At 33.7% G+C, this 13,102-nt stretch carries 16 protein-coding genes; 8 read left to right on the plus strand and 8 right to left on the minus strand.

Features of this window, described 5'->3' with window-relative positions:
* Positions 1–46: 46 nt before the first annotated feature.
* Positions 47–901 (plus strand): 16S rRNA (cytidine(1402)-2'-O)-methyltransferase, encoded by an 855-nt coding sequence (gene rsmI, locus AAGD44_RS05080; protein WP_341763667.1) that lies wholly within the window; start codon positions 47–49, stop codon positions 899–901.
* Positions 902–1,183: 282 nt separating this feature from the next.
* On the opposite strand, the gene AAGD44_RS05085 is transcribed toward rsmI, so the two are convergent.
* Positions 1,184–1,888, minus strand: a complete 705-nt coding sequence (locus AAGD44_RS05085) for a M15 family metallopeptidase (RefSeq protein WP_341763668.1) — start codon at positions 1,886–1,888, stop codon at positions 1,184–1,186.
* Positions 1,889–2,190: 302 nt separating this feature from the next.
* Here AAGD44_RS05085 and AAGD44_RS05090 point away from each other — a divergent pair, with 302 nt between their 5' ends.
* The gene (locus tag AAGD44_RS05090) at positions 2,191–2,826 is read left to right on the plus strand and encodes an epoxyqueuosine reductase QueH (RefSeq protein WP_341763669.1); all 636 of its coding nucleotides are present in this window, start codon (positions 2,191–2,193) and stop codon (positions 2,824–2,826) included.
* Positions 2,827–2,912: 86 nt separating this feature from the next.
* Positions 2,913–3,998 carry a tRNA guanosine(34) transglycosylase Tgt gene (gene tgt / locus AAGD44_RS05095; protein ID WP_341763670.1) on the plus strand — a complete coding sequence of 362 codons (1,086 nt, stop codon included), beginning with the start codon at positions 2,913–2,915 and terminating at the stop codon, positions 3,996–3,998.
* A gap of 1 nt (position 3,999) precedes the next feature.
* Here tgt and dnaQ read toward each other — a convergent pair whose 3' ends face one another.
* Positions 4,000–4,707, minus strand: a complete 708-nt coding sequence (dnaQ, locus tag AAGD44_RS05100) for a DNA polymerase III subunit epsilon (protein ID WP_341763671.1) — start codon at positions 4,705–4,707, stop codon at positions 4,000–4,002.
* Positions 4,695–5,075, minus strand: a complete 381-nt coding sequence (locus tag AAGD44_RS05105) for a dephospho-CoA kinase (RefSeq protein WP_341764687.1) — start codon at positions 5,073–5,075, stop codon at positions 4,695–4,697. The genes dnaQ and AAGD44_RS05105 overlap by 13 nt, the downstream gene beginning before the upstream one ends.
* 49 nt (positions 5,076–5,124) lie before the next feature.
* Here AAGD44_RS05105 and AAGD44_RS05110 point away from each other — a divergent pair, with 49 nt between their 5' ends.
* The 3 genes from AAGD44_RS05110 to AAGD44_RS05120 all read left to right on the plus strand — a co-directional run bounded on the left by AAGD44_RS05110 (position 5,125) and on the right by AAGD44_RS05120 (position 7,571).
* Positions 5,125–5,418 (plus strand): hypothetical protein, encoded by a 294-nt coding sequence (locus AAGD44_RS05110; protein ID WP_341763459.1) that lies wholly within the window; start codon positions 5,125–5,127, stop codon positions 5,416–5,418.
* An 11-nt stretch (positions 5,419–5,429) separates the two neighbouring features.
* Positions 5,430–6,323 (plus strand): IS3 family transposase, encoded by an 894-nt coding sequence (locus AAGD44_RS05115; RefSeq protein ID WP_341763476.1) that lies wholly within the window; start codon positions 5,430–5,432, stop codon positions 6,321–6,323.
* Positions 6,324–6,488: 165 nt separating this feature from the next.
* Positions 6,489–7,571 (plus strand): hypothetical protein, encoded by a 1,083-nt coding sequence (locus AAGD44_RS05120; protein ID WP_341763672.1) that lies wholly within the window; start codon positions 6,489–6,491, stop codon positions 7,569–7,571.
* Between the two features lie 258 nt (positions 7,572–7,829).
* Here AAGD44_RS05120 and AAGD44_RS05125 read toward each other — a convergent pair whose 3' ends face one another.
* The 5 genes from AAGD44_RS05125 to AAGD44_RS05145 all read right to left on the minus strand — a co-directional run bounded on the left by AAGD44_RS05125 (position 7,830) and on the right by AAGD44_RS05145 (position 12,100).
* Positions 7,830–8,576 (minus strand): hypothetical protein, encoded by a 747-nt coding sequence (locus AAGD44_RS05125; RefSeq protein WP_341763673.1) that lies wholly within the window; start codon positions 8,574–8,576, stop codon positions 7,830–7,832.
* 16 nt (positions 8,577–8,592) lie between these two features.
* A complete protein-coding gene (locus AAGD44_RS05130) occupies positions 8,593–8,943 on the minus strand; it encodes a hypothetical protein (RefSeq protein ID WP_341763674.1) in 351 nt (116 codons plus the stop codon).
* Positions 8,944–9,047: 104 nt separating this feature from the next.
* Positions 9,048–10,166: a hypothetical protein gene (locus tag AAGD44_RS05135; RefSeq protein WP_341763675.1), complete on the minus strand. Its 1,119-nt coding sequence runs from the start codon at positions 10,164–10,166 to the stop codon at positions 9,048–9,050.
* Positions 10,167–10,266: 100 nt separating this feature from the next.
* Complete coding sequence (locus AAGD44_RS05140; protein ID WP_341763676.1) at positions 10,267–11,013, minus strand: BPL-N domain-containing protein; 747 nt, start codon at positions 11,011–11,013, stop codon at positions 10,267–10,269.
* A 145-nt stretch (positions 11,014–11,158) separates the two neighbouring features.
* Positions 11,159–12,100, minus strand: coding sequence for a LysM peptidoglycan-binding domain-containing M23 family metallopeptidase (locus tag AAGD44_RS05145; protein WP_341763677.1), 942 nt, complete (start codon positions 12,098–12,100; stop codon positions 11,159–11,161).
* 89 nt (positions 12,101–12,189) lie between these two features.
* On the opposite strand from AAGD44_RS05145, the gene rpiB reads away from it, so the two are divergent.
* The gene (gene rpiB / locus AAGD44_RS05150; protein WP_341763678.1) at positions 12,190–12,624 is read left to right on the plus strand and encodes a ribose 5-phosphate isomerase B; all 435 of its coding nucleotides are present in this window, start codon (positions 12,190–12,192) and stop codon (positions 12,622–12,624) included.
* A gap of 104 nt (positions 12,625–12,728) precedes the next feature.
* On the plus strand, positions 12,729–12,986 hold the full coding sequence (locus AAGD44_RS05155; RefSeq protein ID WP_341763679.1) for a palindromic element RPE1 domain-containing protein: 258 nt from the start codon (positions 12,729–12,731) through the stop codon (positions 12,984–12,986).
* The last annotated feature ends 116 nt before the right edge of the window (positions 12,987–13,102 follow it).

The following is a 13,102-nucleotide window of genomic DNA, read 5'->3' on the forward strand; positions in this document are numbered from 1 at the left end:
CATAGAAATGTTCACAGAACCTAGATAATTAACAAGATTTTAAATTATGTTTTTTAAACCAGGACTATATATCGTATCTACACCTATAGGTAATCTAGAGGATATCACCTTGAGAGCTCTGAAAGTGTTGAAGAGTTCTACAATTATTTTCTGTGAAGATACTAGAATATCAAGAAAATTACTAGTAAAACATAATATCCAAGCAAAATTGTACGTGTATAACGATCTGAGTTCTGCAGGTGATCGAGAAAATATCAAGACCTTGATTGATGGTGGAGCGGTAATTAGCTTAATATCTGATGCAGGGACTCCTTTAATCTCCGATCCTGGTTTTAAGCTAGTTAAAGACTTAAGAACATTTAATTATCATATCGATGTTATTCCTGGAGTATCCTCGTTAATTACTGCTATAACAATTTCCGGCTTATCATCTGCTCGTTTCTTATTTTCTGGCTTTTTACCTAAAACTGTTGAAAGTAAAAAGAAGATTTTTAGTGAATTATCTAATATTAATGCAACTTTAATTTTTTTTGAAACCGCTACTAGGCTAAAACAAACTCTACAAACTGCTCTGACAATTCTTGGCAATAGAGAAATATGTGTAGCGCGAGAGCTCACTAAATTATATCAAGAAGTAAAAACTGGCTGCCTAGAAGACATTATAAATTTTTATCAGCATAATATTATTAGAGGAGAAATCGTTTTGCTGATTGCAGGGGCTTCCATGACAATTGATAAAGATAACTTAGAAAATGACTTAAAAAAAATGGTTTGTTTATACTTATCTAAAGGTTGGAGTGCTAAAAGCGTAACCGATATAGCTAATGAAAATTTTGGCAAAATATATAGTAAAAAAACAATATACTCTATAGTTAATAAATTGAAAGATAGTAGTAATTAATAGACTTCCTGCATAAGGCGAAAATAGTTAAGGGATTTTTAAGAAACACCAAGCTGAGCCGAGCTGCGTACAATAGATGCAGCTGAGGAGCGAAGGCGAGTTTTGACGACAAAATCACCCACTAGATTGAATTATGCAGGAAGTCTAATGAATCTAGGCGGGGAGATCCCAGCAGCACCCAAGTACGCTACAGCTATATGAGGAGGCCTCATCTTCTTCAAATCTTCTTCTAAAAGCGAGTTTTGGAAGAGATCCATTGTCGATTTTATGCCGCTTGATCCCTTAAGCTATGTAATCAAAATCAAAATAACAGCCTTTATACGGCTCATCTATTAAGGTATAGTGCCACCATTCACGATAATACCCTTTCCAGCCGTTGGCTTCCATTTTACCGCTTAGATAACTACGTTTTTGTAAATATTCTTCCTCAATTAATTGACTATCAGGGGCAGATGACTCATCCATACAATCTATAGAGTTACCCATATCCACAGTATTATCATCAAAACGAGCAATAAGGCGCCCATCTTTTAAAGTTCTCCAGGTCACCGTGGGTTCTTGCTGTACTGTTTTGCCTAGCTCAATTATGGTTAAGTCTACAGTGCTACCACTACTATGGGCTGATGGCTCTGCAACATATCCTAATTCAAAAATCTTTTCTTTATTAATATAAGGATAATATAATACTTTCATCTTTTGATCATTAGGGTCTTGTGCCCATTTGACAAAATGTCCTACAGCTTTGCTAGGCCTATAAGCATCATAAACTACTAGCGAATAATTATCCTGTTTTATATCTTGTTGGACCTTTTTAAGCGCTTGTGCTGCGGCTTCAGTTATAATAGCTCTTCTTGTCCCATTATAGCCTTCAACTGCTGTTCCTATAAAATTTTTGTTGCTGGAGTACATCATATTTTGGATGATCGTATCGTCGATATCCTCTAAAAATACAAAACCCTTGGGCAGATTAGCGCTGACGTTCAACATACTGATTCTTTTAATAATAGGATTATATTTGAAAAATAGAACTAAATTTGATTATTAATAGCAATAAATTTATTGTCAATATAAAATATTATCCTATTATTCATTTTTAACATTAGACTTTTTGCATAAGTCAAAGTAGTTTCTGGGAATTGTGAGAAGAAACTAAGGGCGCTACCTGTGCGTACCTAGACGTACGTGAAGAATGTCGGCGTGTTTCAATGACAAAATTACCGACTAGATTGACCTATGTAGGCAGTCTATTGCCTTATCTTAAAATTTGGAGAGTGAAATAGGTAGCAATTATGAAGGAAATATTTCAAGTACCAGGCGGGGAGAATAAAGTGCTCTTACATTCGTGTTGTGCGCCTTGTTCAGGAGATTTAATGGAAAAAATGCTAAATTCAGGGATTAATTTTAGTGTTTTTTTTTATAACCCTAATATTCATCCTAAACAAGAATATGAAATACGAAAAAATGAAAATATTCGTTTTGCTAAAAAGATGGGAATAGAATTTGTCGATGTAGATTATGATGTCCAAAATTGGTTTACTAGAGCTAAAGGTATGGAATATGAGCACGAGAGGGGTAAACGGTGCTCTATGTGCTTTGATATGCGTTTTGAGCGTACCGCGCTTTACGCTTATGAACATGGCTTTAAGGTGATTACTAGCTCTCTTGGTATTTCTCGGTGGAAAGATATGGAGCAAATTAACGAGTCAGGCATTAGGGCCGCTTCTCATTATGAAGGGATAACTTATTGGACTTATAATTGGCGTAAAGATGGAGGAGGTAGCAGAATGTATGAGCTAGCAAAACGCGAAAGTTTTTATAAGCAAGAATATTGTGGTTGTATATATTCGCTTAGAGATAGTAATAATTGGCGAAAAATGAATAATCGTCCGGAAATTAAAATTGGTGAAGAGTACTATAAAGAATAATTTTTAATTACAATACAAATCCCTTCTAAAAAAATTTCTTTCGCAGAATTTAGGTATTGCAAGTATTAATAAAATAAAAAAAAGCTGTGGCAAAATTTTCGTTTGATTTAAAATCTCAATATAAAAAAGCTAGAGTAGGTACTATAAATACCCAACACGGACAGATTCAGACTCCTGCCTTTATGCCAGTGGGAACAAAAGGTACCGTAAAAGCTATGTTACCTGAGGCAATTGAATCTACAGGTTCGGATATAGTACTTGGTAATACTTACCACTTAATGCTGCAACCAGGTGCAGAAAGAATTTTTAAGCTTGGTGGGCTTCATAAATTTATGAATTGGCAAAAGCCTATACTTACTGATTCCGGCGGATTTCAAGTTATGTCTCTTTCTAAATTGCGTAAAATTACTGAAGAAGGGGTAATTTTTAACTCGCATATAGATGGCAGTAAGTTTATGCTGTCCCCCGAATATTCAACTGAAATACAACGGCTTCTAGGTAGCACAATTACTATGGCCTTTGATGAATGCACCCCATATCCTAGCACCTATGAACAAGCACAGTTATCTATGGAACTAACAAGCCGGTGGGCTGCAAGATCCAGGAAGGCTTTTAGTCAGAAGGAAGGTTATGGCCAGTTTGGGATTGTGCAAGGAAGTATATATAATGATTTACGGCTTAAATCAGCGGTAGATTTGTTAGAATTAGATTTTGAAGGTTATGCTATTGGAGGATTAGCGGTAGGGGAAGGGCAGGAAATAATGTTTAAAGTGCTCGATTATACAGCGGATTTATTGCCAGTAAATAAACCTCGATATCTTATGGGAGTAGGAAAACCTGCCGATATTATTGGCGCTGTTAGTAGAGGGATTGATATGTTTGATTGTGTGATTCCCACTCGATCTGGTAGGAATGGACAAGCTTTCACTAAACATGGGACGGTAAATATCCGCAATAGTCGATATAAGGATGATAATACGCCGCTAGACGAGGATTGTATGTGCCCTGCCTGCACAGACTATACTAAAGCTTACTTGCATCATTTAGTAAAAGTAAAAGAAATTTTAGGAGCAATGCTTATGACCTGGCATAATTTAATGTATTTCCAGGGACTAATGTTAAAAATTAGGAAATATATTGAGCAAGGAAAAGATTTTGATTTTATAAATTAATCTAAGAATTGATGTTATAACGTAACCAAAGAGGTGAAAGAATTTTTGCTAAAAATTCTTTATGTTTGCGCAATTCTTCTTTAGTTGGTTTTATTACTACAATATCCTTGTGTTGTACTGTAAAGGTTCTAATTGCAGCTTCCTCTATTTGCGTATTATTTTTAATATTAAAGCTGACCTGTCTTCCGCCTGTAAGCTCTACATAAACTTCTGCTAGTAATGCGGCGTCCTTTAATGCCCCATGAAGCTTACGTGCGGAATTATCAACCTTATATCTCTTACATAACGCATCAAGGCTAACTTTCACGCCTGGAAACATTTTGCGAGCTAAAGCGAGGGTATCAATAGTATTAGAAAGTTCTAGAAATTCTGTAGAGGGCATATTCAATAGAGATAATTCATAATTGATAAACTTAATATCAAAAGCAGCATTATGGATAATTAGCTTACTGTCTTTAAGAAAAATTAAAAAATCTTCAGCTATTTGTTTAAATAGAGGCTTATCTTTTAAAAACTCCCCTGATATGCCATGTATCCGATAAGCTTCAGTAGGCATATCCCGCTCTGGATTAATATAAAAATGGAAATGCTTACCAGTCAGCACTTTATTAACCATCTCTATCGCCCCAATCTCAACGATACGGTGCCCATCTCTTGGCTCTAGCCCTGTTGTTTCGGTATCTAAAATTATTTCTCTTAATTGATGCACTTTAATTCCTTAATTAGTTGAAATATTTGTTTATCTAAATCTACTTGATTAACATCTGTATTAATAATAAAATCTGCTTTTTCCATTTTAATTTTTTGAGATAATTGAATTTCCGCTATTTTATTATAATTCTTTAAAATAAACCCGGCTCTACTCTTGGCTCTTTCTAATCTAGTTTTTTCGCGGCAGAAGGTAGTGACACAGAAATCAAAATATTGTTCAAAATCTGCTTCAAATAGTAGAGGTACTTCCGCAAAATTAATTTCTTCCTGACTAGGGTATTGTTTAAAAAGAGATAATTTTTCTACCACAAAGGGGTGAATAAAGTTTTGTAGTTCGTAATGCGCCCCGAAAACTAGAGCAGTGATAGAGAGACTATTTTATGTTAAAATAAATATAAAATAGGAGCAGTCGAAAATGAGTAAGCCAAAAAGTTACAGTAAAGAATTTAAGTTTAAAGTATCGCTAGAGATGATCCGAGGAGATTTGAGTATTGCTGAAATAATCTCAAAATATCAAGTTCCAAGGTCGGTAATGACAAGGTGGAAGAAACAATTTTTGGAAAATGGTGCTGATATTTTTAAGTTTAGCTATGAAAACGGTAATTCCTCTAGTTCTACAAGCGAAATAGAGAAACTGCATGCAACTATTGGCAAATTGAAGGTAGAAAACGATTTTTTGCAGCTCGTATCTGCCAAGTTGAAACTATAAAGAGGAAAGTGATGGTAGATAAGGATTATAAAGATTTAAGTGTTCGTCGGCAAAGTCAGCTATTGAATCTGAACCGCTCCAGCCTATATTACAAGGATTCGGAGAAGGATCAAGATAATTATTTAAGTAATAGAATAGTTGAGATCTATAGTAATTATCCGATATATGGTTACCGGCGAATAACGGCGATACTTAGGAGAGAAGTGGTAATTGTTAACAGCAAAAAAGTCAGGAGGTTGATGAAACTAATGAATTTGCAAGCAATTTACCCTTCGATTAATACAAGTAAAAGAAACCTAAAAGAAGCTATTTATCCATATTTGCTATCAGGGTTAGAGGTTATAAAGCCAAATCAGGTATGGCAGGTGGATATCACTTATTTAAGGGTACAAAGTGGTTTTATGTATTTGGTTGCATTAATCGATGTTTATACTAGATTAGTAGTAGGATATCGTTTATCAAATAGTTTAAATACAGAGAGCTGTTTGCTAGCGTTAGAAGATGCTATAGCTAAATATGGGAAGCCGTCGATAATTAATAGTGATCAAGGTAGCCAGTTTACCAGCGAGGATTGGATTAATGAATTGAGGAGATGCGTCATAAGCATCAGCATGACGGGCAAAGGCAGGTGTAACGATAATGCCCATATTGAGCGTTTATGGCGATCGTTTAAGTATGAGGGGTCGTATTTATACCGGTGTACTTCAGTTTTAGAGTTGAAAAATAATATCCCGAAATGGTTGAATTGGTATAACAATCAAAGGCCCCATCAGGCTTTGGAGTACAAAACGCCGTTTGAGATATATAGTGGATTTATGGATAAGTCTTGCGACTTACCCACAATTCCACTATTACCACAACAGCTACAAAATTATAAAAATAATATTTTTGTAGATAGTTTATGAAAATAATAGTCTCTCTATTTAAAGCTTTTTTGGTCTAAACATAGGGGCGCAGTTCAGTTTGTTTCTTGCTAAATCATCACTATAAATAATTTCAGCTATGTTGGTTTTATTAAAAATTTTTAAATCAGGCATGCTCATCATAGTTTTATAACAAAGCTTTTCGATTTGCAAAATAGTAAAGATCCGGCACTTAAGTCAATAGTATTAAATATATTAAAAGGTCCATTAGGATTACTAACACATCTTGCTCCAGAAGCTCATTCGAGTCTTATTGCGAGCTTATTCAATCTTTTAAAGTATAATGATCCTGAATTGAGGACAACAGTACTAAATATATTAAAAGATCCATTAGATTTATTAGGCCACCTTCAGCCACATGCTCATCCTAATTTTATAACAAAGCTTTTCGATCTTTTAAGCAGCAAAGACTCTGAACTAAAAGCGATAGCCTGCACTTTATTAAAAGAGCCAATAACATTGCTAGCGCGCCTTAGCCCCGGAGCTTATCATAGCTTTATGCCAAAACTTTTTAGCCTTCTAAATAGTCAAGATCAGAGCCTAAAGTTAATAGCCTTAACTGCACTACAAACACCGATTGAACTATTTAAAGTCCTTGATATAAAGGATAGAAAAGCTTTTCAACAAAAATATTCATCTTTTGATAAAGTTTTAACAAAAGATCAAGAAAAACTTAAAGCTTTTGTATCTGACGAAGCATTAGCAATAGATCAAGCTGGCTATGCAACCATTGATGATTTAAAAAATTTAAGCGTAGACAAAATAGCAAGCTTCACTTCCAAAGAAGCAAAAACTGTATATGAAAGTGGAGGCACCTTAACCTTTATGTTAAATTATTCTTTAGACACAAATGAAGGGAAAAAATTATTAGAGTTATACTCGCAAGGAAAAAAAGAAGAAGCAGATAAATACCAAATAATAGAGTGTACTAAAAATATGGTAGCAGCCTATTTATTAGTCGCGAGCCCAAAATTAGTATTATTTAGTCAGACAATGGACAAATTTATTGATCAGCTAGCCATTTCTAAGATAGGAACAAAAGAATCAACAGCTAACAATAAACAGCAAGTGAGAGAAGAGATTAAAGTAGTATTAGAAAATAGTCTCAAGATATTAATAGAGAATCCTGTTCAACAAGGTCTTTTGAGAGTAGCACTGCAGTTTATGGAAGTACATGATTTGAGTAAGCATGTTTCTAAAAAAAATATATTGCCTGATAGTACTGAATAAAATTATATTTAAAGCTAAGATTTTTTATCTTATTTGAGTAAAATCCGATAAACTTTTAGCAAAGAAGAAAACAATATACTGCTCGTACTTCAAGAATTGGATTTTATTTTAAATGGCGAGCGCGCGCAGCGTACATGCTAGTACGTGAGCACGTGAGTCCATGATAAAATAAAAAAAACAATTTTTGAAAGACGAGTAGTATATTAGTAAAAATTTGTTTTGAAAAATCAGTCCAGTATCCTCTTCTTAAATAAAAGGTTATAATCGTTTAGCTATTGCTTCTTGTTCTTTGCATTGCTTTTGGAGTAGTTCATTACAACTAGCCAGCACCTCAGGATCCGATGCTATTTGTTGTAATTTTTCAGTATTATCTGCTAGGAGTTTAATTAAAATATTTTTCTCATTAGTAAAGTAATATTTGAATAAAGTACATTTTGCTTCTTGTCCGTCATCACATATTACTGCGACTGGGACTTTACTTATATCTACCTTACAATTTATGCAAAGTTTTAACAATTTTTCTAGTGTTAGTTTATCGTAAACACCTAATATACTACTTAATTGATGAGCGCCTTTAACGAAACAATTTCCCTCTAATTGATCTTTATAAAATTTCCCTCTATAATCATTTAGTTTCAATATTTCCCACTCTGATTCTAATAATATTTTTGCAAATTCAAAAAGTTTATGCTTTAGTGCGATAAGCAACAAATTGAAAGGCAACTCTCGCACTTTTTGAGTTACTAAATTAGTGATAATGTTGCGAACTTGGAGTCTTTCATAATGTTCTTTATCATATTGTAAAAGTATAGCGGCATGCTCCTGTTTTTCTAATGTTATAGCAAAAAACATAGGAAAGTGAGATTCTTTACACTGTCCATATCCTTCTTCTATAATACCTTTAACATTTCCCTTCATGACTTCAAGTAATAGGTTGTCGGGAATCTTTTCTAATAGCACCTTTAATACTTCTGGCATAGGGTTAATAATAGCATACTCTAACAAAGAAAAACCTTTCCTATTACGTAAAGTGTAATTCGCTGTTTGAAGTATAGAGTTTACTAATTCTATTGTTCCATCTTGTGTGTTTGCAATTTGACACAGCACCTCTATAGGCCCTCTTTTTAATAAAGCAAGCTCCTTTACCTGCATGCTTTTTTTCATCATTTTGAACTATTTGTACAATAGTATTATTATCATATTTGCTACTATTTTCTTCATATTCATTAAGGGTTGGCAATGGTGTTTTATATTGGCATATGATAGACATATTGGCATTAAAGCGCTCGTGATTTATTAAGCTTTTAAGTTTAGCTACATCTTGAGAATTAATTGGTTGTTTACTGTTGTAGTAATCCTTTAATATTTCCATAATTTGGCAAGTAATACTTTGACTATCAATGGTAGAATGGTCATACTCTGGGGGTGGTAACGTATTGAAGTAGTCTAGTACCTTGTTTAGAGAGGGCTCTGCTTTTATTGCTTTATGCTGCGTGGCTTTTGTAAAAGTTTTGTTAGTTTTCTGGATATACCTGCCATTTTTGCTGGCTTTTCTTCCTTAGTTTCCTCAACTTTAATAGTAGAAGATATGCTTAAGTTTTTTATTTCTTTAATACAGTTATTATAATATTCTTTATTAGTACCGGTATTTAAGAAGCTTTGTAACTTTTGGTAATGTATACCAATATTATTATATGCTATATTCAAATATAACATATTGGTGCTGTGGGCTGTGCTATTTCGAATTGGGATGATTTCCGTATAGCTTTTCTTCTCATCCCTACTTATTGGTTCTGGGTTAAAATTCTCCTGAATTTGCAAATATTCTTTGTAATCATTAGTATATTTAGAAATTGAGTTTAAACAATTAGCATTCACCTGGTTAATAAAAATATATAAAGTTCTTGCTTCAAGTTCTTGACTATAAAATAGCTCTTGATTACTTTGATTTGCTAGAATTTCTTTTAGGAAAATAAAGTTAAAAGATAATAATCGATAAAAATCATCTTTAGATATATTACTTTCAGTATTTTTATCATTAGTTAACGGTAATTGCTTAGTAACCTCTGTCATGCATTCATCAATCTGGAAATTGTTTATTGTGCCTTGGATTTCAGGGCTATCTAAAGATTGACCTTGTGGTAATAAGCTTTGACAATATTGAGTAATTAACTGCAACAGATTATTATCAAAAAACTCTACCTCTACATATCCTAATATATTGTCCTTATTTTTATTGTAAAATGCTGATAGATTTATAACATGCGTAGTAGAAAGTCTATCTGCTGCTCTCCACTCATAGCCCTGAGCTATTATTTTTGCTATTTCTTTAAATTCTTCCTTTGCTACATAGTGGTCAGGTAATGCTTTAAAATTGTTAGAAATTTGCTGTAATAAAAAACAAATTATATAAAATTCACTAAATGTTACTTGCCGATTTCCAGACGCTGAGTTGGTATTTAGCTTGTCACAAATATTTTTTAAAACCACCAGTGATTCAAAAATATTTAATAAATTAACATCACCAATGGGAACATTACCTATTCCATAATGTTTTTCTAATTTACTTTTATTATTAGGTAGGAAAATTTGCATAGAAATTCTCTAAAAGATTTGTATATTCATATATATGCAGCTCGGCTCGGCTTCGTTTTGCCTAAAAATCCCTCAACTATTTTTGACTTATGCAGGAAGTCTAATGATCAATAGAAAGTATTTTAAATAGATAGTGCAATAACATAATTCTTTTTTGATTAGATTCTTTTAATATATTTATTATGTGGTAAAGTGATGTGCTGTTCATAATATTAGGGTCATATTCAAAATGCACCCCGCTTAAGATAGCGGTCCCCTTCCCGTATTTGCACTCAATTATTGCGGCATATGAATTGGCAATATTATATTTAGCAAGAATTTTAGTGTTTGAAATATTCTCTGCATTAACAAAGTACCCCCCTCCATTATAGAAAACATAACAATCTTTTAAATGTTGGTTAAAATTAGGATTTATAATTATCTCAGCAGCCCTAGCCCCTCTATCAGAATCATAATAATAATCGCATAAAATTGGTCCTCTAACTGTGCCATTATATAAACCCAGTTCTCGCTTACCAGTTACTTCTATATTGGATGATTTTGCAAATTCTACATAATTACCCCCGTAATAACTACCTGCACATATTCCAAGAAAATTACCTCCTTGTATTATAAATTTTTTTATTAGGTTGTTTCCTGGCCCATTTAATGCCCTAGCATAATGTATGTCAGCTCCACCTGGCAACACTAATAAATGAGTTTCCTGGATCCAGGTTCCACGAATAATTTCTTCTGGTGAAATATAGCTTATGCTATATTTAGAAGAAGTATAGAGTTTTAAGGTATTGTAAGAATGTTTAAGGCTTTCTTCTGATACTCCAGCTCCATTATAAATTTTGATTATCAATGTAAAAGCCTATAAACTATTAAAATATAATTTTTTATACTCCTCTTTCGATGATTTGGCTGCTAGGCATGAGGAGTGAAGCCTAGTAAAATCTAGGAGAGCTATTTGAGCAACGACGCATGCAAATTCATATCAGAGGAGTATATTAATATTTAAGATATTTAAGGGGATCAATAGCAATTTTGCCTTCACGAATAGCAAAATGTAATTGCGGGAATTTTACCTCGCCAGTATGACCAACATGTCCTATTATTTCTCCTTGTGTAACTAGAGCACCTTTCGTAAGTATTAGGTCCCCTAAATGCGCATACGCCGCATATAAATCTCCTTGATCTAATTTGATTATTAATAAATTACCAAATTTTTTATGATGCCCTGCAAAGGCTACTCTTCCCGATGCAATAGATTGCACTACACTGCCCTCATTTGCCGCAATATTAATGCCTTTATTCTCTCCAGTAGGTGTTGGATCACCAAAACGAGTAATAATCTTGCCTTCAATCGGCTTGATGAATTTAGTATTAGTAAGCAATATGGCATCAGGAGCCTTTGACTGACTAAAATTTTTCTCAGTATTTTTTAGGCTATTTTCTTTATTTTTCTTGTTCAATAGCTCCATGCTAGTTTTTATTTTGATAAGCTGAGATTCTTGGAGCACATATGACCTAGAGATATTATTAAGGTTTTCTAACTCTTCAATTGTTTGACCATAATCGTTAGCAATAGAAGCCAGGGTCTCCCCTGCTTGCACTTGATGGTAAATCACTTTTCTATTATCCAATGGTATTTGAGGCACTATTATTGTATCCTCTTGAGCTAATGTATGTTTCACATTAGGGACTTGTAAATAGCCGGTAGTAGGAATAAAAGAGTTTTCCTCTTGCGGAATAGGACTATTGATTATTTCCTCTTCATTATTCTCTATGATCTTGCCATTTTGATAATTTTCTTTCGAGGACAAGATAATTTCCGAAGAATTTTTAGTGTAACTTTTGTTATAATTATATTCAATAGGTGCAGGGGCTTGCTCAGCGCAACCTGAAATTATTAAAATGACTAAACAAAAAAGAGCTAGATTAATCTGCATAAACTTACCAAAAAATTTGCGATTTTATTATGCATTAATCTAACTTTAATGTACAATTATTTCTAAATTTTTTTACTAAAAAATTAGTTATGAAAACTTATAATATTTTAATAGCCAGCGACCATACAGGATTTTTAATAAAAGGTAAAATTATCGATTATCTACGTAACAAAAATATCTCGGTCCTTGATTACGGCACTAATAGTCAGTTAGCAGTTGATTATCCAGACTATTCTAAAAAAGTAGTAGATGGCATCCTAGAAAATATCGCTCCTTTAGGAATTTTAATTTGTGGGACAGGAATAGGCATGTCAATTGCAGCCAACCGCACCTCTGAAATTAGAGCCGCCTTATGCTTTGACTTATTTATGGCGGTAAGAGCAAGAGCTCATAATGATGCTAATATACTAGTACTTGGGGCTAAAATACCCGAGGAAAAACTTGTCTATGAAATGGTGGATAAATTTTTGATTACTAGCTTTGAAGGCGGGCGCCATACTGCACGCTTATCAAAAATAAATTAATCATGTGTCTAGGTTCTGTGCAGACTCAGGGCAGCTAGCGCTCCTCGCGCTTTTTTACGACCCTTCCTCTTCTTGAAGTTGAGCTTCGGCTAACAATAGACCTCTTGCATAACCTAAAGATAATTGAAGAATTTTTAGGAGAAACGAAGTCGAGTACCGCAGCTTACATAGACGTACGTGAGGAACAAAGAGGAGTTTCGACGACAAAATTACCAATTAGATTAGGTTATGCAAGAGGTCTAATTCTTGAAGCACGGGTAGTATATATACTGCTCGTAACTGAAGAGTTGGTATACGAAGGTCAACTTCAAGAAGAGCTAGAAGTGTCAAAGTCGAGAAGCGCAGCGTACTATAGTACGTGAGCATCGCAGATCTTTAGGGCACAACGACGCCAATTCTTGAAGTTCCTAGAGTATATACAAATAATCAGGCTGCAGCTGATCCGCAGTTAGATTGTTGAATAAAGTAAAAATACCTT

The organism is Candidatus Tisiphia endosymbiont of Beris chalybata (genome assembly GCF_964026555.1).
Classification (GTDB): domain Bacteria; phylum Pseudomonadota; class Alphaproteobacteria; order Rickettsiales; family Rickettsiaceae; genus Tisiphia.